Below are 22,826 nucleotides of genomic sequence, written 5' to 3'. Positions count from 1 at the left end.
AGCGATGTTGAGATGCTGGCCCACGTTTGTCACACGGTCTGCAACGAGCGCGGCGTACCTCTCGCTTCGGAGAGAGGAGAGCGCATAGCTGCGCACGTGCTCAGGCTGTTCATGAACGGCTTGACTGGGCCGAATGAACTGCTTGACGCTGAGAGGAACTGGGCTAGGCGGCCTGACCTTCCGGTCGAGCAGATTGATATCAACTACACAGGTATGAGAAAGGCCGCGTGATCCAGTTTGGTTTTTGCAGCCGGCACTTGGGGAGATGCCGCGTGACCGGGAACAAACCTTGCTTTTGAGAGTTTGTAGAGCCGTTTCAGCGGACGACTGACCGAAATGCTCCTCGCCGTGAAGAGTGCCATCTCGAGGGCCGTTTTGGCTGGCAGGCGTGCCAGTGCGGAAGTGTTCGGTGTGGTTGACCTCACGACCAAAGCGGGTGCCAAAATCGCTCCCATCACCTTGGGAATGGCCATTCAATTCGTGGCGAACGCATCGGTGCTGGATACGACGTTCGCCGAGCCATGGTCTTCTACGGCGAACCGGCGACGCCGAGCCTAAGGGCGAGAGAGTGCGAACGCTTATGGGCGCAGTTTGGCGGCGCGCTCCTGCGACCGTAATCCCACCATCTTCCGGACGATGTATGTCCGAACAGGCACATTCTTCCTTCGGGGTGGCCGACCTTCCGCGCTGTGTTTGGATGACCATGAGCGCCCATGGATGGTCTGATGACAGCGCACAGACCCAAGAAGGTCGCGCCCGTTACTACCCGCTTTGTACGCTTCTGGTACTTGTCTTTTTCAGAAAGTGCGCCACAGAATAGACGATTGAGGTTCTGTCTCTCTGGGAGGATGGGATGGACATTCAAACACCTGTCCGGCCTGCGCAGACGACGGCCAAGGAGCTGGTTCGAGAGAGCCTTTTGGGCCCTCAACCGGGCGCCATCATTTCCGTGAAAGCAACCATTACAGCAGTGCGCGAGCGCGGCCTTTATCTCCATGAGACGGACTGCCAGTTGGTCGCGATGATCGTCGATTGTGCCACGAAACGGGAGCTTTTCGTTGCGTTCGACGTGCGCGAATCCTGATGCCCCTTCGTTGGTTCAACCCGCCTGTCTACGTCAAGACCGACAGACCGGGATTCCGCCTTGGGATCAGCCGTATCGACACTGCCGCCGAGGAACTACTGAAGTGGTCCAACCGTGGCCCCAAATGGCGACTGGCGGCGGAGGCCTGCCTGACGGCGATGGATGGCAAGATGCCGACCAACGACTTCCGTGTACTCTTCGAGGATGCGGCTGAGGAGGAGGAAATGCTGCTGCCCGATTAGCAATGTTAGGGGCGTCGAGGAACATTCGCAGCCGGCCACCGTTGCATGCCCGGATACCAACGAGCGAAGCTGGCGTCGAATGAACTCAGGTGCCGTCCTGGTCGTGGAGGATGAGAGCCTTATCCTCCTGGATATCGAACACTCGCTGCGTGAAGCCGGGTTCGAGGTGATTGCCGTCTATAAAGGGGACAATGCCATCGCGACCTTTGATCGTAACCCGGATGGTGTCGCAGCCCTCCTGACCGATATAAGGATCGGAGAAGGCCCCACTGGCTGGGACGTCGCCCGTCACATGCGGACCGTCAATCCCAGTTTGCCAGTCATTTACATGAGTGGCGATGGTGCGGAGGACTGGCCGTCACTTGGAGTGCCAAACAGCCTCATGATAACCAAGCCGTTCGTTATGCCCCAGATCATCACGGGCCTCGCAAACCTTCTCAATTCACAAGCAGGGCTGGCAGCTCCTGGCTGACGTGCCCCCCAGTCACACGATTCCCTCGCTCAGACATTTGCATCAGACATTCCGATCTCCTAAATTAGCCTCGTGGTGCAACTGCGATACCGCTTAAGGCAAGACTCGGACGAGAGCTGGACGGTATTCGACGTGTTTACCGGCCATCCAGCCGATGCATGGGGGGCACCGGCGGAATATTTGGATCAGGAATACGCCGAAGATCTGGTAGGCATACTGAATGCCGAAGACCTCAAGCGTCGATTGTCGCGAGGGAGGGTCGTATGATGGCAACCCACTGGTTCACCCCCGGTTCCCGTCATCGGGGGGCGACCCGGCATGACCTACAACGTCAACAGCGTGGAGGCCGCTTCCGAATATCTGGTGAAATGGACGAAGCGTGGCCCTAAGTGGAACCAAGCTGTCCGCGCCTGCATGGCCGCTATGGCCGGTGAGGCGACGGCTCAAGAGGCGCGGAGGTGCTTCGAGGAGGGGCAGTTCCGAGCTGCTCATGAAAAGACTGACTAGCCCGCCACCCCGTCGACACCTGCGGGCAGCATTACCGGATGGGTAGCTCGCTGAAGACCAAGCCAGATACAAACGTGGCGGAGTTCACGGGCCGGACCTAAGTCCCGCCGCCAAAACGCATTGGTCCGAGCTTGGCTTCCGGTAAGGAACTGTCTCGGGAGATCGATGTTGCGTGGGCAGCCACAGCTACGTCCCTCCCCGCGGTCGTCGGTTCGCACGGGGGGCGAACCCTAGCCTTGAAAGGGATTGTAGCGTGGGATGGACCTATGACTACCCAATCTTCTACAACCGTCACGGGGCTTACCCTGACCGCAGTTTGCCGGATGGATCAAACTCCCCACAAAGGACTTTCAATGCCCATACCTGACGAGTTGGGAGATGCGGAGCTCGTTTTCGACTGCCCCAAATGCTGCCATCCTATTGTAAGGCGAGGATCATGGTTCAAGGTAATATCCATGTTTCGTTGCGAGGCCTGCAATGCCAAGATTCGTCTCGGCTACCCAGACAAGCTGGTGTTGTTCGAACGGCATCGCCATCTGATAAAAATCCCACCAGCGGATGCATCCGCTTTTTGAATGAGACCGTAGCTCCGCGGACCTACTCTGGAATTCCGGCGTCGAAGTGAGCGATGGCTTCGACGAAAATGCGGTAAAGGCTATCCACATCCTCATAGGGAGGCGCCGTCTCTGGGATGTCGTTGGCAATCCACTTGTGCAGAAAGTTGATGCCGCGTGTGCTCATCTAAAGTTCCACCAGCCGCGAAGAGCACAGAACGCAAGCACAGCGACAGCGGCCGAGATCAGAATTCCTTTCGGGTTCTGCCACCTTGGTGGAGGGCGAGGTACTAGTTTCTCGGCATGATCGCTCATATCGAGACAAGCTACGCCGGGAGATTAGGTTCCGCTTATCTTTGACGCGTTCGGTCATCGGCAGGGCTGCCGAAGAGGCAAGCTGGACAAGAAAACCGCAGCTAGTCGGCTTTGTGCCTACCGCTTAACCTTTGTTATTGCAGTGGTGCTGCCCTGCGGTATTTACGCTGCGCCGCTGCGTCCTATGATCGGTCAGCGAGAGCTTCCGAAACTTGAGCACGTGAAGGAATGGACCTATTTTGGGTGATGCCGATGCTGGTCATTGTCCACCTTTCGAGTGTCGCGAACGCCGCAGATCAACAGGATGGATTTGATCGTGAAAGGAAGCCGACCGAGTATTTCGTTGTTGGATTTCGACATACTCTCCCGGGCTCTTACGTCAGCCGTCCGGGATAGCCCGGACTCCAATTGGAAGGTCCAGGCGCGCGAGCTTGTGCGCCTCTACACCGGCAAAAAGTCAGCCGACGAAAATTTGATCGCAGCATTGGTTCATGCCAGTCGCGCCCAGTTGGACTTGGAGGAATCCAAGGCCGGTCGGCCCGGCAAGATTGATTGAATACCTCCACTTGCTCGACGTGCTTTATCACCGGATTCTGGATGGCGTTTCTAATGCAAGGCTAGAAATGCAGCGCGACGGAATTTGACCTCACAACGCCTCACCTCAGCTCAAAACACGCTCAGCACCAGCGGGTGCTGCATGGAATAGTTCCGGCAAATCGAAGTTCGGCTCCGAACGGAGACGGACATGGCAGTGACCCAACGTGCCAACGACAATCGAATGCCAGAAAAGAAGCCGTTTGGCCGCGCGGGGGAGATGTCGCGCGAGCAGGCGGAGGAAGCAGTCAGGTCGCGACGAAGGTACAAGATGGCGAGACGGGCACGGGAGTCGAAGCGAGGCTCGGCCATGCCTCGCATCGTTGCTGTCAGAAGCCAAGACTAGGCCGTTGCCGCTTCCGCTGGTCAGGCAAAATGAAGACGGGCAGGCCGGGGCGTCAGAATGTCGGTTTAGTACAAACCCGAGCTCGGTACGTTTCCAACTCTGACATTTCTTCCAAGTCTTTTGTAATCACGGTGGCGGGGGCTCGCCGTGCATCGATTCGCATTCTCCTATGATTGTCGCGCCAAGAGGCGTAGCCTCACAAGATCGTCTGCACGTTTTTACGGGCGCGGACGGCAACGAGATTGGAAAGCTCTTGCCCCAGGCGGGATTGAGCCATGACCAATCCAGTGAATGATTCCTATAAAAACGGATTGCTGCGTCGGCTCAACCCCGATGACCTAGCGCTTTTGCAACCACATCTTGAGCCATGTGCCCTCAATTTGAGAATGAATCTGGAGCAAGCCGCTGCGGAGATCAATGCGGTGTACTTCCTGGAGGACGGCATCGGTTCTGTTGTTGCGCGGACCTCGGGGAAGGAAGCCGAGGTTGCGCTCATCGGTTTTGAGGGAATGACTGGTGCGGCGCTCGTGACGGGGGCTGACTATGCCGCGCATGAATGTTTTGTCCAGCTGCCCGGCAACGCTTTTAGGATCGGAGCTGAGCCATTCAAGGCGGCACTCGCGAACAGCCCGACGCTGCGCCTCTTACTCTTGCGCTATGTCCAGTGTCTCCACATCCAGACCAGCTATACGGCGCTGATCAACGCGCGCGCAAACCTTGAAGAGCGTTTGGCGCGATGGCTTCTAATGTGTGATGATCGGGTCCACGGTGGACGCGTTGTGATCACCCATGAGTTTCTAGCCATCATGCTGGGCTCGAGGCGTCCGGGAGTTACCGTTGGGCTTCAGGTGCTGGAAGGACGCGGGTTCATCTATTCCCGACGTGGCGAAGTGCGTATCCGGGACCGCAGCGGCCTTCTGGCATCTGCAAATGGCACCTACGGTCAGCCGGAGGCAGACTACGTGAGGCTGCTTGGAGACATCCGCTCGTCTCCAGACCTGACTTAGATCATTGGTGAGCACAACCGGTTGCCATTAGAGATCATCTCGCAATCCGGCGCTTCAGATCGACATCCTTCAGGGAGATCAACGTCGTTGGCATACTATACCTTGGCCTTACGCCACCCAGCCCACCACGCTTCCCATTCCAAGCAGAACCATCTCTCCCCTCGAGGTGGCATGGAAAATCACCAGCACAGATTCAACTGTCATATTGAGCGACGGATCGTGGAGAGTTTGGGATTGCGTCGCCAATAGGCCGGCGTCGCCAATACCCGGCAAGGTTAGGCGGTGGCGACCTTCTCGGGTGCACTGCCCACACGGCCGAAGCGGCGGCACACGTCCTGACGAGATTGCCAGGGCGGACTTGATGCCGTCGCTATCCGCATAGCGGGCATTGTCAGATCTGCGGGGACCTGATCGATCTCCGCCTACGCCCGCAGCAGTGGGCAATTAGGTGATCAATAAACGAACGTGCTACATCGGGCTGACTTTTCCCATTCCCAACGCCTCAGCGACATCGAGCTTTCGCGTGCGATCCGTGCCCACCTTATGCGCCAGCGGGCGTGTCTTGCTTGACGAGCTTGCTTGCGTCCGCATGGAAGTCAGAGACGCCTCTGCTGTTCGCTACCATCTACGGTCGGACTTTGCAGAAGCTTCGCTTCAAGCACTAGCGACGCCCAAGGCCCCCCAAATCAAGCCGTCCTGTAAAGGCTGAAGTGTCTGTCCCACGACCAGGGAACATGTCTCTGAAATGGAAGTTCGGGACGCGATTGGTAAGGAAATCTCCTTGAAAAAGCCGAGCAAAGCCCCGCCACCGATTTCGAGACCCGGTGCCGGGCCACCTGCGATCAAATCTTTTGGTAGCGCTGGAACCTGTTTCTGAAATCCAAGTTAAGTTCAGCTTGGTTATCAATCCCCACCAAGCGTAGGCGAGCAAGGCCCGTCGCTGTTGTTGTGTGCTCAGCGGCGGGCTTACTTCATTTAACATCACGATTTCGCCTCACGGATCGCCCGCAAAGTCGCGTGGCCTAGCTTGTCCTCTCGCTTCAAGGTCTTCACACGTCCGACAAGGTCGACGGTGGTGGGGATAACGCTGATTCTGGCGTCGGCAGTTTGAGTTACGCGACCTGATGCCGCTCTCCCAGAAACTATCTTCGGTTGAGCCAGGGCGTTGGTTCATCGTTGCCGCCCACTATCGGTGCGAAGGTTGCCAGCGTTTACACCGCCTTCCTTATCCAGAAAAGGTGGAACTGTTCGAAAGATACGCCCAAGGGTGTGAAGACGGGCTCGGCAGCATCGACAGTGGGCCCGCACCGCTTGGGTGAGGACCGATGCGGGCCCGGCCAAGGGTTGCCTTTCCTTGGCCAGCAGCGTGCGGGGCGCTGCCGCCAAGAACTGAACATGAGTAATAAGGTTCCGCTGATACAAAAAAGCCCGCCAGCCGTCAGGCCAGTGGGCAGTTCTCATGGGGAAAGCACCCAATGGGAACAGTGCAACGACCGAATCTCGACAGCGCGGTTTTTGTTCCACCGTCCGCGAACAGACCTAGCGTCGTTGCCTTGGTAAACCCGTACGGCAACCCTTCCGACCTTTCGATTTTTGCCCGATGGCTCGCTATCTCTGCGGCCCTGTCACCTCAAGGTTTAGGCCTGACGCGCTTGGGAGGAGCCATGGCTGACACCGAGATCAATCAAAACGAGGCGCGAAAGCGGCCCTTCCCCCTGCCCTGAACCGTGGGGTGCGTATCTTGGACATCGTCGCGAGATCACGAACTCCCAACGCTATCGGATCTGGCTCGCGAGCATGGAATCGCGCGTTCTTCCGCGCATGCGCTATGTTCGACGCTCGGCGTACACTTGGAGCTCTTGATACGCCGCGGCGACCAGACCTTCCAGTTAGGCCCCCCGTCATGCGATGGTCGAACGCCTTTGCCCAGCAATCCGACGTGGCGACGGAGTTGGCGAGACGGAGTTGCCCGGGGGCAACAATTATCCTTTCGGTCCTCGAAGGGAGAGAGGTCTTCTATCTCGCCGCACGCAATTCGAGCGTTAGCCATTCGCTGATCCAGTTCCGTCCAGGAATGCGTTTGCCCGCAGCCTTTACGGCCACCGGCAAAGCCTTTCTCAGCCAGATGAGCGATTTCGAAGTACGGCGGCTCTATGCCGATGGTCTTCCCGAGCCTCGAACACAGAAAGCGTGCAAACTATTGACGACCTCATTGCTGAAATGCGCGATATCCGCACGAATGGCTTCAGCTGCGACGACCAGCAGGTTGCGGACGGGATCATCTGCTTTGGGGCCCCGGTGCTGAATTCCCTTGACCGCCCAATCGCGGCGATGGCCGGGGCAATCGTTTGACGCATTGCGGAAGCCGAACTAGCCGCTTCATTAATCACAGGCATTCGAGGCTTGGCCCAAGGGCTCACGAGCAGCTTGCCTTCGCCGCAACCTGGTCCCCTCAGGGAACAAACAGATCGAGCTCCAGTTTGGCCTTCCAAGCAAGCAGGTGCGATAGATGGAGCACGCCATGAGACATTCACACGTCACGACGGCCGCGGCCGCTTTCATAGCTCTGACCTTCCCCGCGTTGGCCCAGACAAGCGGAACACCGGCCCCCTCGACACCCGCACCCCCTCCGGCCACCGAACAGCCGGTCGGCGGGCAGTTGCCGGATATCAACCGACAAGCGGACGGACCAACACGCGAAATGATCCGCCAGATGGTTGAGCAAGCGGTCCGGGAGAGAATGAAGCAGGATCGCGGTTCTGAGGAAGGTTTCCGCGATGAGGAAGATCGCTACATGAACCAGGACGGCCACATCAAGGATGCTGACCGCCCCGATGAATCTAGCCGTCATGGCGACCATTGGCTAAATCGTGGCGACTGGGGCAGAGGACACAGAATGGCTCGACACCGTGGTCACCAAATGATGCGCGGTGCCGGCATGCGACTGGTGTTTGGACTGTTGGACACGGATGGCGACGGTTCATTGTCCCAGAACGAGGTTGAAGGCGGGGTCGGCAGGATCTTCAGCAACATCGACGAGAATGGTGATGGCAAGATCGATCTGGACGAAATCCAGTCCTTCATGCACGGCTCCAACATGCATGGCCGAAACAGCGAAGACATGCCGTAGCTGTTTAGAGGTGAGGACTTACTTCAGACGGAGCGGCGAGCGGGCGGCGTCGAGCGCGAGCGGGTGGAAGTAATGGCGTTGCGCTATCGGGCGCGACGTGCCAAGGGGTTGATCCTTCAAAGCCATGGAAAGCCGAATCAATCCTACTTTGTCCATGAGCACCCGCAATTTGGGCTGCCGCGCGACCCAGAAAGTTCGAAAAGCTTCCAGGAACCCCAGGGGAATTGGCGGCGACATTGCGGCCCCACGGATAACGCAGCGAACGTCGGCGAAAAAGCGGCCAATGTCGTCGGCAATGTCCGAATGACTGTCGGCTGCAGTGTCGTGGGAACGAAAAAAGAAACTTTCGTGTGCGATTTTTGCACACGGTTTCCCGCAATTATCTGAAAGGCTCTTCCGGAAATCTGCCAATTCGGGAGCACCCTCCCGAATGGCGGCTTCTGCCGTCGAGGTAGAAATGACGTCATGTCGCCTTTTTCTGGATTCGACATATTGCTCGACCAGCATTGCAGACCTCTTGCAGCAATCTTATCTGTAAACATCGGGTTTCTCAGGCGGCCGAGGCCGCATTCGTCGGCGGCGCCATACTTCAATTGGTGAACCCGCGACACGAGCGTTAGCTCGTGGCCAAAGCTGCTGTCGGGTATTTTGTTCCGGATAGCCGAGGCTTGGCAATTCCCAGCATTTCTGCTGAAGTTGGCGTTTTGGAGCGGGGTGGAGATGGTTCGGAATTTCTGTTGAATGCCCTGCGCGACGTCCGCCTGACGCTGATGTGACCTAATATCGTTCTTTGCCGACACCCTTGCTGTCTCTGTGGGATCATGGTCTCCGGCAAGTGACGCCGCCAACCCGGTAACCGTGAGCCCCGGACCGAAATAAGGTCATGGTTGTCGGGGCGTGTGTTTTGTCACGGCCTTCGACGATGGATAATTTCTTCAATAAGTTTCGCGTCGGCTTCGTGTTCCGCGGCCCGCGTAGCCATTTGGCTGGCCAAGCTATGTCTTTCCCGAGCGGCTTCTCGTTGCGCCGTCCGTTTCGCCAACTCGGCCCGCTGCTGGTGCGCTCTTAGAAGGCTCCAAAGGGCCTGTTCCGCATCGTCCGCCTGGGCCTGCATCAAAACGTCCGCTCCGAATGCATGTCCAGTGTGACAACGGTAACGGGTAATCGGCCCGTCTTCGATCTCCCAAAGCGGTCCGTGACATTCGGGGCAGACAAATGGCGAGGGGATGCCAAGCTGGCGTTCTGTCTGTTCCATTGTGCTGTGCTCCTGAGCAGCAATCGCAGCCTCAAGGCGGATGACAGGCGGGATTTCTGGTGTCGGCCCTGCGAGTTCGGACGCAAGCCTGCGCAACAGGCCAGCCATTTCGGACAGGGCGACGCAATGGTCGACTTCCACATTCTGCAAGGCGCTCAGCGGCATATCGGGTACTGCAGCGTCGTCGGGATCTTGAACCACGCTGACCCCTCCGCAAATCTTGATGGCGCGCAAGCCGGCGGTCCCGTCGGAGAGGCTGCCCGTGAGCACGACACCAATCACGCTGCCGCCAAAGCTGCAGGCCGCTGATCGAAAAAGGGGATCGATGGCAGGGCGCGCCAAATTCTCCCGCGGCCCGCGCCGCAGCAGCATGTGATCATCATGTAAAAGCAGGTGAGCTCCGGGCGGTGCAACGAAGATATGCCCGTTTTTAACCTTCGTGCCGCTGGCGGCATTCGCTACGGGCATGTTGGCAGCGCGACCGAGAATGTCGCCGAGGTAACTCGTGAGACCGACGTGCTGTACGATGAGGAGGGCCGCCGGAATGTCCGGCGAAATATCCCGGACAAGTCTCTTCAGCGCGTCGAGGCCCCCCGCCGAGGCTCCGATTGCGACAATGCACCGGTTCTCGCAACCGTAGGCACGGACCTTCTCCGACTGCCCCGCATGTTCCGACTCTGATCGTGGTGCGGCGGTGGCCATATGTGCTTCACCCACTCAGCAAATAGCGAGCACTCCGGCCAGTCCGCTGCTGCCAGTCGGATGCCCCTGCTTTCGTCGTTAGCTTCCTGACCCGAACATAGTTGCCCGCAATGAGGTCAGTCCAAACTAACGCTTACGTGCGCGTTTGACAGCAGCCTCGGCCACGGCCGGGGCCTCCTGAATGCTTGCCGCGCCGCCAAAATCCGCGTTCTTGGTTCGGCCAGCTCCCGGACCGGCACCTAGATCAGCGCCCGTGATCGGATCGGACGCCGGATCAGAAAGAGTACGGTCGGCCATCTTGGCCACCACCTTCATGTCTCTGGCGCCCATTTTGACGGTTGCCAAGCCGTCTCCGCCGTCGACGGGCATCACCTCTTCAAGGTCATCGATCCGATCCCACTCTTCGCCGGAATTCCATGGACCATTGGTATCGCCGTCACCTTGAGAGGTGTTGACGTACATGCTGGCGTACCTCTCGATGCCCGGGAGCTTGCCTGACGGGAAATTGTTTTCGATGGCGTAGAGTGCTTTCTCAAACGACTTTTGATGAGCGATCTCGCGTGTCATCAGGAAGCCGAGCGCGTCCTTGATGCCCGGATCATCGGTGATGTTGATGAGGCGTTCGTAAACGATCTTGGCGCGCGCTTCAGCGGCGATGTTCGACCGCAAATCCACGGTAGGTTCACCGCGTGAGTCGACATAGGCCGCGGTCCAGGGAACGCCGGCTGAGTCGCACAGCGCGGGAGCACCGCCAAACAGGATGGATTCCTTGGCTGTCGTACCGCTGGCGCCGATCATCATATAAAGGTCCGCTTCTTTCATCTGGCCTTCGGCAAGTTGTGCCTTGAGCCCCTTGTTCAGCATGGTGACGATCGATCCCACCACCTCAAGGTGGCTGAGTTCTTCAGTGGCTATGTCGAGCAACATGTCGCGACGGCCAAGATCATCCTCGCCGAGGCCTTGCGTGAAATAGCGCATCGCCGCGGCAAGCTCACCATCGGCGCCACCGAATTGTTCCATGATCATGCAGGCCAGGCGGGGATTAGGCTCCGAAACGCGGACGGTGTATTGCAGGCGCTTGTTGTGCATGAACATTGGCAATCCTCCAGGGGGTTGGGTTGCCCAACATCCGCCTGCGAGGATTGTTCCATATTGCATCGAGTGACGCAGTGGCCGATCCGCGAGGCCATGGCGCGCTAGGGGTTAAATTCGTGTCGGGACGCACATCAATGAGCGCCTCCAGATGGGAAAAAGACTGGTCGCGCACGTTTTTTCCTCCGGGTACTGGAACGAACATGTTGTCGGGACTAACCCACGATGAAAGCGGCGAAAAACTGCTGAGGCTCTGCATTCGTCTGCAGGTCACAGCGATGGGATGACAGATCCCGAATGGCCACAGCAAAGTCCGGCGCCAGGCATCTCTTGCGAAGTTTTGCAATCGCAGAACAATCGCGCCAAACCACAGTTCGAGCCAGGCAGCGGAGCTGCAAGATTGGTGACCCGATCCCCGCGTGAGCCCTCCCACGGCGTAGGCGCTTGATGACCAGCAGGCGATATAATCGAGGCGATAGCATCGATGGGCAAGAAGGCCAAGCAGAACACCGCGTCTCGGACGGATCGCGAAAGGGCCATCGAAGCGAACTACTTTGCCCGAAAGTGCGGCCTCACCAAGGACGAGGCACTCAAGATTCTCAGGTCGCAGGATCGATGAAGAAGCGAAACGGCGGTCGGGCGGCCGGTAGGAGCAATCGTCGCTCGATCGTCGCAACCGATGGCGGCGGATGATCTAGTTCACCCCGACACACCTTTTCAACAATCCGCTTCAACCATCCGGGCATGCCGCGGGCCGGGTCCCGTTTAGACCGGCAGAGGCAGCCGAGCGACCATTGTGGCTTGCAATATGTGCCGAAAAGCGCGCGATCTGGTCTCACAGCAGCTTGCCCACAAAACGCTGAAGAGGTCGTTCCGGCGCCGCGGCCCCCGACCGCCGTCTTATCAACATTGATCGGCGAAAGCGTGACCAGCAATCGACTTCGATAGGCGAGAACGCCGGTTAAGGCGCGGCAGGCGGCTTGACAAGCGGCCGCGAGGCTGGCCAGGCGCAGAGGCGACATGGCGCCGGTTGTGCCGACCAGAACGGAGCGAGATCACGGTCCTTGCTCGTGTTCCCACCATGTCTTTGAGGGCGAGGAACAACCGATGGCCTTGGTTGTTAGAGCTGCATATGCCGCGAAGCATTGAACTCGAAGTGGGACATGGAGATGGCGACGAAGAAAAGCGCCCAGAGCAGCACAAAGGGCCTGGAAGATCTATTTTACGAAGCCTTGAAGGACATATACTACGCGGAGCGCAAGATCTTAAGTGCCCTCAAGAAAATGGCCAGGGGTGCCGAATCGCAAGAGTTGACCGCCGCGTTCGAGAAGCACCGCGACGAGACTGAGGGTCAGGTTGAGCGGCTGCAGCAGGTGTTCGTGATTTTCGGCAAGCGCGCGCAGGGCAAGACCTGTCCCGCGATCGACGGCATCATTGAGGAGGGCGGGGAGATACTGGAGGAGTTCCAGGCGGCGCCGGCCCTCGACGCCGGGCTTGTTGCCGCTGCCCAGGCCGTCGAGCATTATGAGGTCGCCCGTTATGGGACATTGGTAACCTGGGCAAGGCTGCTCGGCTTGAATGACGCGGTTCCGCTGCTGCAGCAGACGCTCGACGAAGAGAAGGCAACGGACGAGGCGTTGACGCAGCTTGGAGAAACCAGCGTAAATGAAAGGGCGCTGCAAGATGCCGCCTAGATCTAGCTGAACGCGTTGGGCGGGAGGGAGATCGAGTCCATCGACACCGTCGATCAGGTTGGCTGGCGCTGCGTGCATGAGCAAAATAGTGGATACGGTCGTTGCACTGAACCGTCCGAGGCGGTCATTCCTGCGCGAACAACTCGCCTTGCCCATGAATGGTTGCAGGAACATCCGTGGCAGCTTGGGATCAGCGCCCATGGTAGAAACCAAAGGAACAATCAACCCGAGCTTCCGCTCGATATCGTTGCTCGAAACTGTCGGAGCTCTGGCCGGACGCGCCAGCAGCGCCGCGACGCTCGCTTCCATCTGCCCTCGGCGAGGCGCGCGGAATCGCTCGATCGTGCGGCCCGATCGCAGCGACACCGCTGTTTCGTCCGGCTCCGCGTGCAGACAGGATGAGGCGCGACTGTCACTGCAGTTTTCAGGTGCCAGGTGAGGGTCCTCGTCACCGGCGCGTCGGGTCTGATCGGAGCTTCTCTTTGTGCGCGCCTGGCCGCCGATGGATATGAAATCGTTCGCGTACTGCATCGTGCCGGCGCCGCTCCCTTCAGAGGCTTGCCGCCTGTCTTGCTCGACATGGCAAAGGCGCTGCAGACGCAGGACTGGAGCCCGCATCTGATAGGCATCGACGCGGTCGTCAACTGCGCCGGCGTGCTGCAGGACAGCGCGCAAGAAAGCACTGGCGGTGTGCATGCGGGTGGCGCATCGGCACTCTTTGCCGCCTGTGAGCAGGCGGGCGTGAGAAAGGTCATTCACTTCTCGGCAATCGGGGTCGATCGGCTGCAGCCGTCCGCCTTCTCGGCCACCAAGCTGGCTGGCGACCAGGCGTTGATGGCGCGCGATTTGGACTGGGTCATCCTGCGCCCGTCGGTCGTGCTGGGCCGGCCGGCGTTCGGCGCCAGTGCGCTGTTTCGCGGACTGGCCGCATTGCCACTGTTGCCGGTGATGCCCAGCACGGGTCGGCTTCAGGTCGTACAGTTGGATGACGTGATCGCCACTGTCCTGCATTTTCTCCGGCCCGATAGCGCATCGCACCTTGCGCTTGACCTTGCCGGACATGAAGCGCTGCCGATGAGGAAGGTGGTCGGCCTCTACCGCCGCTGGCTCGGGTCGAGACCGGCTGGAGAGTTCACTCTGCCCGGTAGCGTCGCGGCCGGCCTGTACCGGGTCGGCGATGCGGCGGCTCTGCTCGGCTGGCGCCCGCCGATGCGCAGCAATGCGGCCAAGGAAATCGTGCGGGGCGCTGTCGGCGACCCGCAGGCGTGGATCACAGCGACAGGGATCCAACCATCCAGCCTCGAAGCGGCGCTAAAGCTCAATCCCGCGACGGTGCAGGAGCGATGGTTCGCCCGTCTCTATTTCGTCAAGCCGGCGATCTTTACTGTCCTGCCCTTCTTCTGGATCATGACCGGCATCATTTCCCTGACCACCGGCTGGCGCCGCGGGGTCGACTTGCTGGTCGGCACGGCCATCGGTCCGCTGGCGGAACCGGCAGTCATCGCCGGAGCGCTGGCCGACATGGCGGTCGGCGCGTTGATCGCCTGGCGACCGACCAGTCGGCTGGGGCTGTTCGGGGCGATTGCGGTGGCTCTTTTCTATGCGATCGTGGGGACCATGCTGCGACCAGAACTGTGGAACGAGCCGCTCGGCCCATTCCTGAAGATCCTGCCGATCCTGGTTCTGCATTTTGTCGCGCTGGCGGTCCTGGAGGAACGCTGATGACCTACTTCATGCTCAAGTTCCTGCATGTCGTCGGCGCGGCCGTGCTGCTGGGCACCGGCGCCGGCATCGCCTTCTTCATGCTGCTCGCTCACCGGACCGGAAATTCCGCGACCATCGCGGCGGTCGCACGCATCGTCGTGATCGCCGATTTCATCTTCACTGCAACCGCCGTCGTCGCCCAACCTGTCACCGGTGCATTCCTCGCCTGGCATTCCGGCTATCCGCTGACCGAGGGGTGGATTGTGCTTTCGATCCTGCTCTACCTCATCACCGGCCTGTTCTGGCTTCCAGTCGTGTGGATGCAGATCGAGATGCGGAATCTCGCTATGCAGGCCACGGCAGAGAAGCAACCTCCACCACAGCGCTATGACACCTTGTTTCGGCTCTGGTTCGCCTTTGGCTTTCCTGCCTTCGCGGCAGTGCTCGCCATCTTCTGGCTGATGATTTCGCGACCTTCGATCGACTGGTTCGCCTTGTAGCACCGGACTTCGTCTCCCTCGTCACGGTCTGCAACATCGTTGCGCCTAACAAATGGGCGGCGATGGAGCCAGCCGCAGACTGCCTCGTTCCGTTCCTACATACCGGGTGGCTATGGTTGCACAGGTTCCCGGCCATCGCCCGAGCACCTCTGTGGCGGGAGGCTGACGGGACTTTGATTGCCGACGACACGTCTATCCACGTCGCCCGTGCACGGCTTCGAAATGCATCGTCGGCGACTTCGGTGGCAACTTGCGGCATTGCAGCCGAGCTTGTCGTCACCGAGCACGGCGCTCCCGCATGCCGCGGGGCCTCGATCGTGTTGCCGAGCGGTTCGGCGAGGTCGCCGTCCGGCCGCAGTCGAGATACGCGCCGTTTGACCACCGTCGACGAAGGCCACATCTACCGGCAGGCCTGAGCAAATCAGCGACCGCGTTTCCCGCAGTCGTTTCGTTCGGCGATCTCTGCTGCGGATCCATCGCCGGCGTGACCCGTGCCTTCACGGCTTCGCCCAACTCATCCGGGCTCTCCGGGATTATCGATTAATCAAGAGAATTGCAGCTTTGGAACGCCCGCTGCTCAAAGGTGGCGGGCTTTTTGTGCATTAGTGGAACCTGATATGTCGACGCAGGTTGGAAACGGCGGCAGCGTCCCCCGCTGCCGGGCCTAGGTCCCAAGCCTTGGCCGGGTCCGCCTCTGCCCGCCAGCAGGGGCGGACCCACTGCAACATGGCTCCGAAAATGAAGTTTGGATTGCGCTCGGTTTCCCTGGCCGAGCATACACCGGAGGCCCGTTACTGCTCCCTCAGTGGCGGGTTTTTCAATGGCAGGTTGGCCGGTGAAGCATCACGTCGCGGTTCTCAGGACCCGTAACGCTACCCTGAATTGCTGGATTCGTTGCCCTTGGCATCGCAGACCTTGCATATCAGATCGAGACGGGAGCCAGCACCAGAACGGGCGAACTCTGCCAGAATCTCGGTCAGCACTGCGGTGTCGGAAAGGTCCAAGACATAGCGAGCCATACCACATGAAGTCGAACAGACCAGAAAGGGTTGCTGTACGGTTTTCCAAAATGGCGCGAAGCTGATCACGGACGGTGGAACAAAATCGCGCTGTCAAACTTCGGCCGTTGCACTGTTCCCATTCAGTGCTTTCCCCATGAGAACTGCCCGCTGGCCTGGCGGCGGTAGGCGCTGGGCGCGGCTTTCCGCAGATGGTCTGATGAACCGGACCTTGAGCGCATCATTGTGAGCCACGGCGATGTCATCACGGACAAACTGCGCGATGCTCAAGCAGATCGCGAGATTTCGGGCATAGCGGAAAATCTCCGGATGGTGGCGCCGCAGCCAAGCCGCGTTATCTGTTATAAGTCATCAACTGACTGAAAGCGTGGGCAGCTATGTGCAACGACTATGAGCAGCATATCGCCTGGGCCGAATATTGCAGGATGAGGCAATTGCTGGCGCTCGACATTCCCACTTATCAAACCGAACTGGATCTGCCGCAGGCGGATGACATCCGCATCAGTGATCCCGCCCCGATCATGCGCGCCGCCGGCGACACGATCGAACTCACGCGCATGACCTTTGCCTTTCCGCCCTCCGGGCCCAAAGGCGGGCCGATCTTCAACTTCCGCTCGGAAGGACGGAACTTCGCCAACAGCAAGCGCTGCCTTATTCCGGCGTCGGCTTTCTTCGAATTCACGGGAAAGAAGTCTCCAAAGGCTAAGCATCGCTTCACGCTCAACGGCGCCTCGTTCATGGCGATCGCCGGCCTGTGGCGCGATGGCGAAGGCAACAAGCCCCCGACATTCGCAATGCTGACGACGGAACCCGGCCTGGACGTGGCGCCCATCCACAATCGCCAGATTGTGGTTCTGCGCCCGGATGATTGGGCGGCATGGATCCACCTCACGAAACCCGAGGTGGAGCTGTTGAAGGCCCTGCCGGCCGGGTCGCTGGCGGTAGAAACCGTGCGACAAGGAAGCGACTAGCTCAGATGCCGGTGCGTTTTGCGCAAACACGAAAGATTCTTGGCGGCTTGGCTGCGGCAATTGTGGCCCCTCGAGATCGCGGCTCTCGCCAAAGCGTCAGCACCTCGTTGTCACTGATTACCGAGTGGCCCCTTCCGCCATCAGCGACGCTTGGCTCGTCGGTGCGCACGAAAGGTATCGAGCGTGAAATACGTGCCCGCCTGCCTTGGGCGGTGAGGAAGTACGTCAAAGCCGAGACTGGTCGCATGACATTGCGGATGCGCGAAGACGATGCCGAAGAGTTCGAGGCCGCCTCGAACAAGATCGCCAAGGCACTGGAAACCATCGCAGTACTCCCGGTCCTGCCGCGCGAGGCCGAAGACATCCTTGCGATCTCTTCGCGTGAGCGTCACAAGTGGCTGAAAAACGGACGGCTGCAAAGCATTGGCACCCGCACCGTGAAGATGCGCGGTCGATCCAAGGCCGTCACCTTCCACGTGTTCGATCCCAAGCACATCGAAGACATCCTTGATCGTGATCTGCCAAGCCTTTGGCGTGAAGAGGACGCGCAGCAAGTTACAGAGAACAGGCGACGTGGCGCCGGCAAGGCTGCCCTGACGCGGGCGGGAAAGGGTAGCGAGAAGGGTCGCGGTGCCGGGAATAACCCCAGAGATGACGCTCCCCGGCCCAAGTTGAAGGGCTGGAACGCGTTCGACGACGAGGGCCTGCTCCGTTAAATCCGTCTAGCCATTCGCGTCCAGAATGAGCCCTGAGCGAAAGCTAACCGGGAGCCGAAACGATCTGCAGTCGCGATTGGCACGTCCCGAACCAATCCATGCTCATGGAGTTCTTCAAGCCGACAACCGCCCATTTTTGAGGATGGCAGATGTTCGACAACTTCGTGCTTGAAATGTTGGAAACCGAGGGCGGGCCGATAAGGCTTCGGCATGGCGGATCTGGGCCGCCTCTGCTTCTGATCCATGGCCATCCTCGCACGCATAGGACTTGGGGCCAGGTCGCCGACTTGCTGTCAGCAGATTTCTCCACGACCATACCCCAATCACTACCCGGAAGGAAAAATCATGGCTGTTTCCTATAGAAGGAATCGCTTGCCACGGTGGTGCAGGAAGTCGGCGATGTGAAGAATAGAGGCGCTTCGGCATTTTAAGGTGGATTAGGTCCTGACCGACAAATGGTGCTACATGGGCGATGAAGAATGCCCGCCCAGCGTACGTTGTCTACGCACCACCGCTGATCGGCCTTCCGTTCCTGGCTGTGATACTGGCTCTGGATGGGACGACCATCGCAACGCCCTTTGACACCGCAGATGAAGCGGCCGCCCACAACAAGGTGATGGCGGTTACAGGTGCGATACGGCAAAGCGGACTTGATAATCACAAATAGGAGAACCCGTCCATGAAACTGCTACGCATCACACCGATTGTCATTCTTGCCTGTGCCTTTGCCCTTGCGGCCTGCGCCAACACCGTCCGAGGCGTCGGCCGGGACGTCAAGGCAACGGCCAACGCAGTCGACGACACGGTCAACAAACCATGATGCAGAGGACCGTCACGGTTATCGAGAAGACAACGGGCCGCGTGATCGGAGCCCTGCCGATCGATCTTGCGCAGCAGGATCACGAGGCCTCCGATGATCAGTATTTCACCAAGGCGTTCGAAGCCGCCATGGACAGTGGCCTCATTCGTGAGTCCGACAAGCATGCGGTTGAATTCCGGCTTGAATAAAGTCGACGATGCAACCGCTTTTCTGTCGCGTATCGGGGCATTGTGGTTTGCATGGTTTTGCACCTCAGCCATCCAGCAGGGGTGAATCAACACACCGTCCAGTCCAACTATCCCCTAGGACAGCCCGCTGCGGCTATGAATGGAGCGGCCGGTTTGGCCCGGAGGTGAAGCAGCAGCCGCTGCTCAAAGCCACTCAGTAGAGCAAATCGGTGTATTGGTAGGCGAACACCCTCCCGTGCTCGCATCGGTCACCTCAAGAAAGTAGTTTCCGGATCGGTGTAGCGTCACGGGCATTTTCGTTGCCTGTGCGGCGGCCCAATAGGATGTCGGGGCCCCAGCTCGGTATTCCGCTATCGACCTGGCCCGCAGGATATTCTCGGATTTGATACCCCACGGTCAGCCCCAGGGTCCGAATCATCCATTAGAGATACCTAACATTTCCCTTTTGGCGAGGCGGGGTGTACTTTAGGTACCGCTGGGTGATCCTAGCGACCTACACTGCCCGCTGCCGAGAGGTGGCGGGCCTTTTTGTTTATGTGTGGAACACCGAAATCCAATGGGAGTTGGAATGCTGTCACCGTCCTTCCGTGGAGGCGATGATGGCCATGGACGTACAGCCGTGGTCGGCCCGCTCTCTGCTTCCTCACAGGGCGGGCCATCTCGCGGGTCGCTCACTGGCAATGACCTGGTGCACCATGCCGTCGACCTCAATACGCAAGTTCGAATACGACCCGGAAACCAGGGTTCTCTCAGTGTGGTTTGTAGCGAGTGGCAGGCAGTACGACTTTCTGGATGTACCGCCGGAGATCGTCGCCGATTTCAAATCTGCCTTTGCCAAGGGCCGCTATTTCAATGGTCGGATCCGCAACCAGTTCGCGTTCCGGCCCGTGGCAAGCTCCGATTCCAGCGGTTCATGCTGAGGCAGATTGTGCCAAGCGACCTGGCGGAAATCGCGCATGTCGAACGGCTGGCCGCAGACCGGACAGGTCATGAAATTGTCGCGCTCGTCGGCAGGCTCGCCGCCGTGCTGCGTGCCGGGAATCGGCGGTCCAAGGTCGGATAGCTTCGTCATAACCATCAAACATTCAATTCGTCTAAAATGTTCCGGAACCATTTTAGCGCGCGCTAATTGAATCGCACTATGCGAGTCAGCGCATGCGTCTGAAGTTCATCAAGCCCATGGAGCCCGAGCTGGTCGAAACGCCACCGCAGGGCGACGAATGGCTCCATGAGATCAAATTCGACGGGTATCGGACCCAAATCATGAAGGATGAAAACGGGATCCGGCTGTTCACCAAGAACGGATACGACTGGACAGGCCGCTATATCGAACTTGCCGGAGAGGCGGAGGCGATCGAGGCGGAAAGTTTCATCATCGATGGCGAGACAATCACGGTCAACGAGGCCGGCCTGTCCGACTTCCAGGCCCTGCAGTCAGCCGTCACCCGTCGTGAGCCGTCGCGCGATCTGTATTTGGTGGCATTCGACCTCCTGCACCTGAACGGGCATGATTTGCGCAACATGCCGGTGGAAGACCGCCGCGAGATCCTGCAGGAACTGATTCCAGCCGTCGGCCGCATTCAGGTCAGCAAAGCCATGCCCGGCACCGGTGACGCGGTTTATCACCTGGTCGACAGGGCAGGGTTGGAGGGCATGGTCTCGAAGCGCAAGGACAGCGTCTATCGCAGCGGACCGACGATGAACTGGCGCAAGATCAAGTGCTATGCCGAAAAGGAAATGGACATTATTGGCGTGCAGCGCGAGGCCGGAAAGCCCGCAATGGTGCTCATGGCCGACAAAGGCCGATATGCCGGCGGCGCTTTCGTTGCGTTTAAAGCTGACAAGCGCCAGCGACTTTGGGATCGCGTGCAAGGGAAGGTCGGGGGACCAGTGCCGATCGGTCTCAAGAAAGAAAAGGCCGAATGGCTCAAGCCTGGTCTGGTCGGTCGCGTGCGGTTCCTGAAAGGCGAGGAGAAGCTTCGCCATGCGAAGCTGCTGGATTACCGGGAGGAATAATTCTTGGGCTACTGGCAAGGAGTGCTGCCCACATTGCGGAACAGAACCGTGTGGCTGACGTTGTGCCGACATCGGCACGTCTAGGAGAAACGGCATGGTGGCGCCGCGCGCGGTCTGGAAGGGTTTTCTGAGGGTCGGTTCCGTGTCGTGCGGGGTGAAGATAGTTGGTGCTACAAGCGAGGCATCCAAGATCCACTTCAAGATTCTGAACCGCAAGAACGGCTTGCCCGTCAAGAGCGCCTATGTCGACGAAGGGACCGGCGATGTTGTCGAAGTCGCGGATCAGATCAAAGGCTACGAGGCGGACAAGGGCGAGTTCATACAAGTCGAGCCGGACGAGATCAAAAAACTGAAACTGACGTCGCAGCATACACTCGACGTCGATTCCTTTGTTCCCGTTGCCGAGATCGACACGCGCTATCTCGAAAAGCCCTACTACTTGATCCCGGCAGACGGAGCTTCCCTGGAGGCCTTTGCCATTTTGCGCGATGCGATGGCCAAGAAGCGCGTTGCGGCGCGATCCTGCGTCGTACTCTATCAGCGCGGGCGCGAAGTGTTAATACAGCCGCTTGAAAAAGGAATGCTGCTGACCGAGTTGCGCACCCACAATGAGATGACATCGGAAGACACCGTCTTTAATGACGTGAAAAGCCCAAAATACGATTCGGATTTGCTCGAAATCGCGGGCCTCCTTATCGACAAGAAGGTGACGAAGTTTGATCCCTCGAAATTCGAGGACACCTATGAAGATGCGTTGATTGCCATGATCGACGCCAAGCGCAAGGGCAAAAAACCGCCGAAACCAGCGCCAAAGCCTCAGGAGAACGTGGTCGACCTGGCCTCGGTTTTGCGAAAGAGCCTCGCCAAGGAAGGCATCGGCCAAGACCGGCCAAAGGCCAAGAGCCGCAAATCGGCATAGTTAAAGATAGCAATCCCACCATCACCGCGCATCATCCAGTAGTTTTGGCGCGCTCGCGCGTTTCCGGCGTCAGGCCTTCGGCCAATCTCACCGGCTCGTCGCACTGCGACGCTGCGGCAATCGGGAGGAAAGAACACCCGACGCGACAAATCGCGGAGGGCCGAATTGCCGTTGTGCCCGTAGCTATAGGTCTCGTCGTTTGGTTCTCCTTGTGACCAACTGGTCGGCGTGGTCACCGTCACCCAAAAAATGATCGTGCCGACCTGGCCATGGATCGATGCATGTGAGATTGCGTTCATTGGATGTTCGTTGCTTTAGTCAATCGCAATGTAGCGTTGAGCGGAAACGAAGTGGGCCCGCCACTGAGGACACAAACAGCGGCGGGCCCTGCTTTGAGACCTGGCCCGGGAGCCAAGCTGCAGACCTAATTTCGATTTCAGAAAGAGGTTCCAGGCCTGCAGAAAAACTTAACGCTTGCTTGCATTGCATACGCCCGCAACCGGGTCTCGGAACCGGAGGCGGGCCTCGCACCAGAGCTTGGTCCTTTCAAGGAGGGAGTCGTCCTCACCAAGCACATCCCGACCTTCGACTGCAGATGCGTGTTCCTCAGGTCAGTGCAAAATTTACGGCCCTGGGGTAAAAATGCTCGTGCGAGCAGCAGGGATCTAGAGCGGCGCTTTCCTCGCGCCCACGACGGTCGGCCACGGCCGGATGCTCGATGGCCTCGGCTATCTCGATCGAAGTCCAACCCGCTGCCATGACTTCCAAACGTCCATTCAGTGACCTGCTGGCTATCCTGTCGCGGTCAGGATATTCGTCCTGTCGCCTGCGGGAATTCTGCTCTGCGTCTCAGTCGGTCGCGCCTTTGGGCTTCGTCGCAGCAGGATCTAGAGCAGCGTTTTCCTCGCGCCCACGACGGTCGGCCACGGCCGGATGCTCGATGGCCTCGGCTATCTCGATCGAAGTCCAACCCGCTGCC

The 22,826-nt window shown here is 59.0% G+C and carries 24 protein-coding genes; 20 read left to right on the top strand and 4 right to left on the bottom strand.

Annotated elements, in window-relative coordinates; genetic code table 11:
- Positions 1 to 853 precede the first annotated feature (853 nt).
- From AC0NIL_RS31445 to AC0NIL_RS31430, 4 genes are all read left to right on the top strand, one after another.
- On the top strand, positions 854 to 1,084 hold the full coding sequence (locus AC0NIL_RS31445) for a hypothetical protein (RefSeq protein ID WP_013525061.1): 231 nt from the start codon (positions 854 to 856) through the stop codon (positions 1,082 to 1,084).
- Positions 1,084 to 1,326: a DUF982 domain-containing protein gene (locus tag AC0NIL_RS31440; protein ID WP_013525060.1), complete on the top strand. Its 243-nt coding sequence runs from the start codon at positions 1,084 to 1,086 to the stop codon at positions 1,324 to 1,326. Before AC0NIL_RS31445 ends, AC0NIL_RS31440 begins: the two co-directional genes overlap by 1 nt.
- 79 nt (positions 1,327 to 1,405) lie before the next feature.
- Complete coding sequence (locus AC0NIL_RS31435; protein ID WP_013525059.1) at positions 1,406 to 1,798, top strand: response regulator; 393 nt, start codon at positions 1,406 to 1,408, stop codon at positions 1,796 to 1,798.
- A 318-nt stretch (positions 1,799 to 2,116) separates the two neighbouring features.
- Positions 2,117 to 2,305, top strand: coding sequence for a DUF982 domain-containing protein (locus AC0NIL_RS31430; protein ID WP_050596378.1), 189 nt, complete (start codon positions 2,117 to 2,119; stop codon positions 2,303 to 2,305).
- A gap of 597 nt (positions 2,306 to 2,902) precedes the next feature.
- Here AC0NIL_RS31430 and AC0NIL_RS31425 read toward each other — a convergent pair.
- On the bottom strand, positions 2,903 to 3,046 hold the full coding sequence (locus tag AC0NIL_RS31425; RefSeq protein ID WP_473574106.1) for a hypothetical protein: 144 nt from the start codon (positions 3,044 to 3,046) through the stop codon (positions 2,903 to 2,905).
- 432 nt (positions 3,047 to 3,478) lie between these two features.
- Here AC0NIL_RS31425 and AC0NIL_RS31420 point away from each other — a divergent pair, with 432 nt between their 5' ends.
- The 4 genes from AC0NIL_RS31420 to AC0NIL_RS31405 all read left to right on the top strand — a co-directional run bounded on the left by AC0NIL_RS31420 (position 3,479) and on the right by AC0NIL_RS31405 (position 8,251).
- A complete protein-coding gene (locus AC0NIL_RS31420; RefSeq protein WP_024505862.1) occupies positions 3,479 to 3,730 on the top strand; it encodes a hypothetical protein in 252 nt (83 codons plus the stop codon).
- 659 nt (positions 3,731 to 4,389) lie between these two features.
- Positions 4,390 to 5,121, top strand: a complete 732-nt coding sequence (locus AC0NIL_RS31415; protein ID WP_473574105.1) for a Crp/Fnr family transcriptional regulator — start codon at positions 4,390 to 4,392, stop codon at positions 5,119 to 5,121.
- A 2,190-nt stretch (positions 5,122 to 7,311) separates the two neighbouring features.
- Positions 7,312 to 7,473, top strand: a complete 162-nt coding sequence (locus AC0NIL_RS31410) for a hypothetical protein (protein ID WP_474048927.1) — start codon at positions 7,312 to 7,314, stop codon at positions 7,471 to 7,473.
- 169 nt (positions 7,474 to 7,642) lie between these two features.
- Complete coding sequence (locus AC0NIL_RS31405) at positions 7,643 to 8,251, top strand: EF-hand domain-containing protein (RefSeq protein ID WP_032899840.1); 609 nt, start codon at positions 7,643 to 7,645, stop codon at positions 8,249 to 8,251.
- Positions 8,252 to 8,269: 18 nt separating this feature from the next.
- Here AC0NIL_RS31405 and AC0NIL_RS31400 read toward each other — a convergent pair whose 3' ends face one another.
- Positions 8,270 to 8,758, bottom strand: a complete 489-nt coding sequence (locus tag AC0NIL_RS31400) for a hypothetical protein (protein WP_473574104.1) — start codon at positions 8,756 to 8,758, stop codon at positions 8,270 to 8,272.
- Between the two features lie 116 nt (positions 8,759 to 8,874).
- On the opposite strand from AC0NIL_RS31400, the gene AC0NIL_RS31395 reads away from it, so the two are divergent.
- A complete protein-coding gene (locus tag AC0NIL_RS31395; RefSeq protein WP_155925010.1) occupies positions 8,875 to 9,027 on the top strand; it encodes a hypothetical protein in 153 nt (50 codons plus the stop codon).
- Positions 9,028 to 9,158: 131 nt separating this feature from the next.
- On the opposite strand, the gene AC0NIL_RS31390 is transcribed toward AC0NIL_RS31395, so the two are convergent.
- The gene (locus AC0NIL_RS31390) at positions 9,159 to 10,208 is read right to left on the bottom strand and encodes a chemotaxis protein CheB (protein WP_024505774.1); all 1,050 of its coding nucleotides are present in this window, start codon (positions 10,206 to 10,208) and stop codon (positions 9,159 to 9,161) included.
- A gap of 126 nt (positions 10,209 to 10,334) precedes the next feature.
- The gene (locus AC0NIL_RS31385) at positions 10,335 to 11,303 is read right to left on the bottom strand and encodes a manganese catalase family protein (RefSeq protein ID WP_024505775.1); all 969 of its coding nucleotides are present in this window, start codon (positions 11,301 to 11,303) and stop codon (positions 10,335 to 10,337) included.
- A 481-nt stretch (positions 11,304 to 11,784) separates the two neighbouring features.
- Here AC0NIL_RS31385 and AC0NIL_RS31380 point away from each other — a divergent pair, with 481 nt between their 5' ends.
- The 11 genes from AC0NIL_RS31380 (at position 11,785) to ku (ending at position 21,847) form a co-directional block, all read left to right on the top strand.
- On the top strand, positions 11,785 to 11,919 hold the full coding sequence (locus tag AC0NIL_RS31380) for a hypothetical protein (protein WP_013525051.1): 135 nt from the start codon (positions 11,785 to 11,787) through the stop codon (positions 11,917 to 11,919).
- A 550-nt stretch (positions 11,920 to 12,469) separates the two neighbouring features.
- A complete protein-coding gene (locus AC0NIL_RS31375; protein ID WP_024505776.1) occupies positions 12,470 to 12,994 on the top strand; it encodes a YciE/YciF ferroxidase family protein in 525 nt (174 codons plus the stop codon).
- A gap of 435 nt (positions 12,995 to 13,429) precedes the next feature.
- A complete protein-coding gene (locus tag AC0NIL_RS31370; protein ID WP_473574103.1) occupies positions 13,430 to 14,716 on the top strand; it encodes an SDR family oxidoreductase in 1,287 nt (428 codons plus the stop codon).
- The gene (locus AC0NIL_RS31365; RefSeq protein ID WP_024505778.1) at positions 14,716 to 15,198 is read left to right on the top strand and encodes a DUF2269 family protein; all 483 of its coding nucleotides are present in this window, start codon (positions 14,716 to 14,718) and stop codon (positions 15,196 to 15,198) included. The genes AC0NIL_RS31370 and AC0NIL_RS31365 overlap by 1 nt, the downstream gene beginning before the upstream one ends.
- 1,396 nt (positions 15,199 to 16,594) lie before the next feature.
- Positions 16,595 to 17,188, top strand: coding sequence for an SOS response-associated peptidase (locus AC0NIL_RS31360; RefSeq protein WP_473574102.1), 594 nt, complete (start codon positions 16,595 to 16,597; stop codon positions 17,186 to 17,188).
- A gap of 5 nt (positions 17,189 to 17,193) precedes the next feature.
- Positions 17,194 to 17,904, top strand: a complete 711-nt coding sequence (locus tag AC0NIL_RS31355; protein WP_024505780.1) for a hypothetical protein — start codon at positions 17,194 to 17,196, stop codon at positions 17,902 to 17,904.
- A gap of 679 nt (positions 17,905 to 18,583) precedes the next feature.
- A complete protein-coding gene (locus AC0NIL_RS31350) occupies positions 18,584 to 18,724 on the top strand; it encodes an entericidin A/B family lipoprotein (RefSeq protein ID WP_032809501.1) in 141 nt (46 codons plus the stop codon).
- Positions 18,721 to 18,912, top strand: coding sequence for a hypothetical protein (locus AC0NIL_RS31345; protein WP_013525035.1), 192 nt, complete (start codon positions 18,721 to 18,723; stop codon positions 18,910 to 18,912). The genes AC0NIL_RS31350 and AC0NIL_RS31345 overlap by 4 nt, the downstream gene beginning before the upstream one ends.
- A 596-nt stretch (positions 18,913 to 19,508) precedes the next feature.
- The gene (locus AC0NIL_RS31340) at positions 19,509 to 19,832 is read left to right on the top strand and encodes a KTSC domain-containing protein (protein WP_244507001.1); all 324 of its coding nucleotides are present in this window, start codon (positions 19,509 to 19,511) and stop codon (positions 19,830 to 19,832) included.
- Positions 19,833 to 20,067: 235 nt separating this feature from the next.
- A complete protein-coding gene (locus tag AC0NIL_RS31335; protein ID WP_063174038.1) occupies positions 20,068 to 20,928 on the top strand; it encodes an ATP-dependent DNA ligase in 861 nt (286 codons plus the stop codon).
- Between the two features lie 94 nt (positions 20,929 to 21,022).
- On the top strand, positions 21,023 to 21,847 hold the full coding sequence (gene ku / locus AC0NIL_RS31330; protein WP_024505620.1) for a non-homologous end joining protein Ku: 825 nt from the start codon (positions 21,023 to 21,025) through the stop codon (positions 21,845 to 21,847).
- Positions 21,848 to 22,826 lie beyond the last annotated feature (979 nt).

Source organism: Mesorhizobium sp. WSM1343, from assembly GCF_055901535.1.
This window is presented reverse-complemented; position numbering and strand designations above follow the sequence as displayed.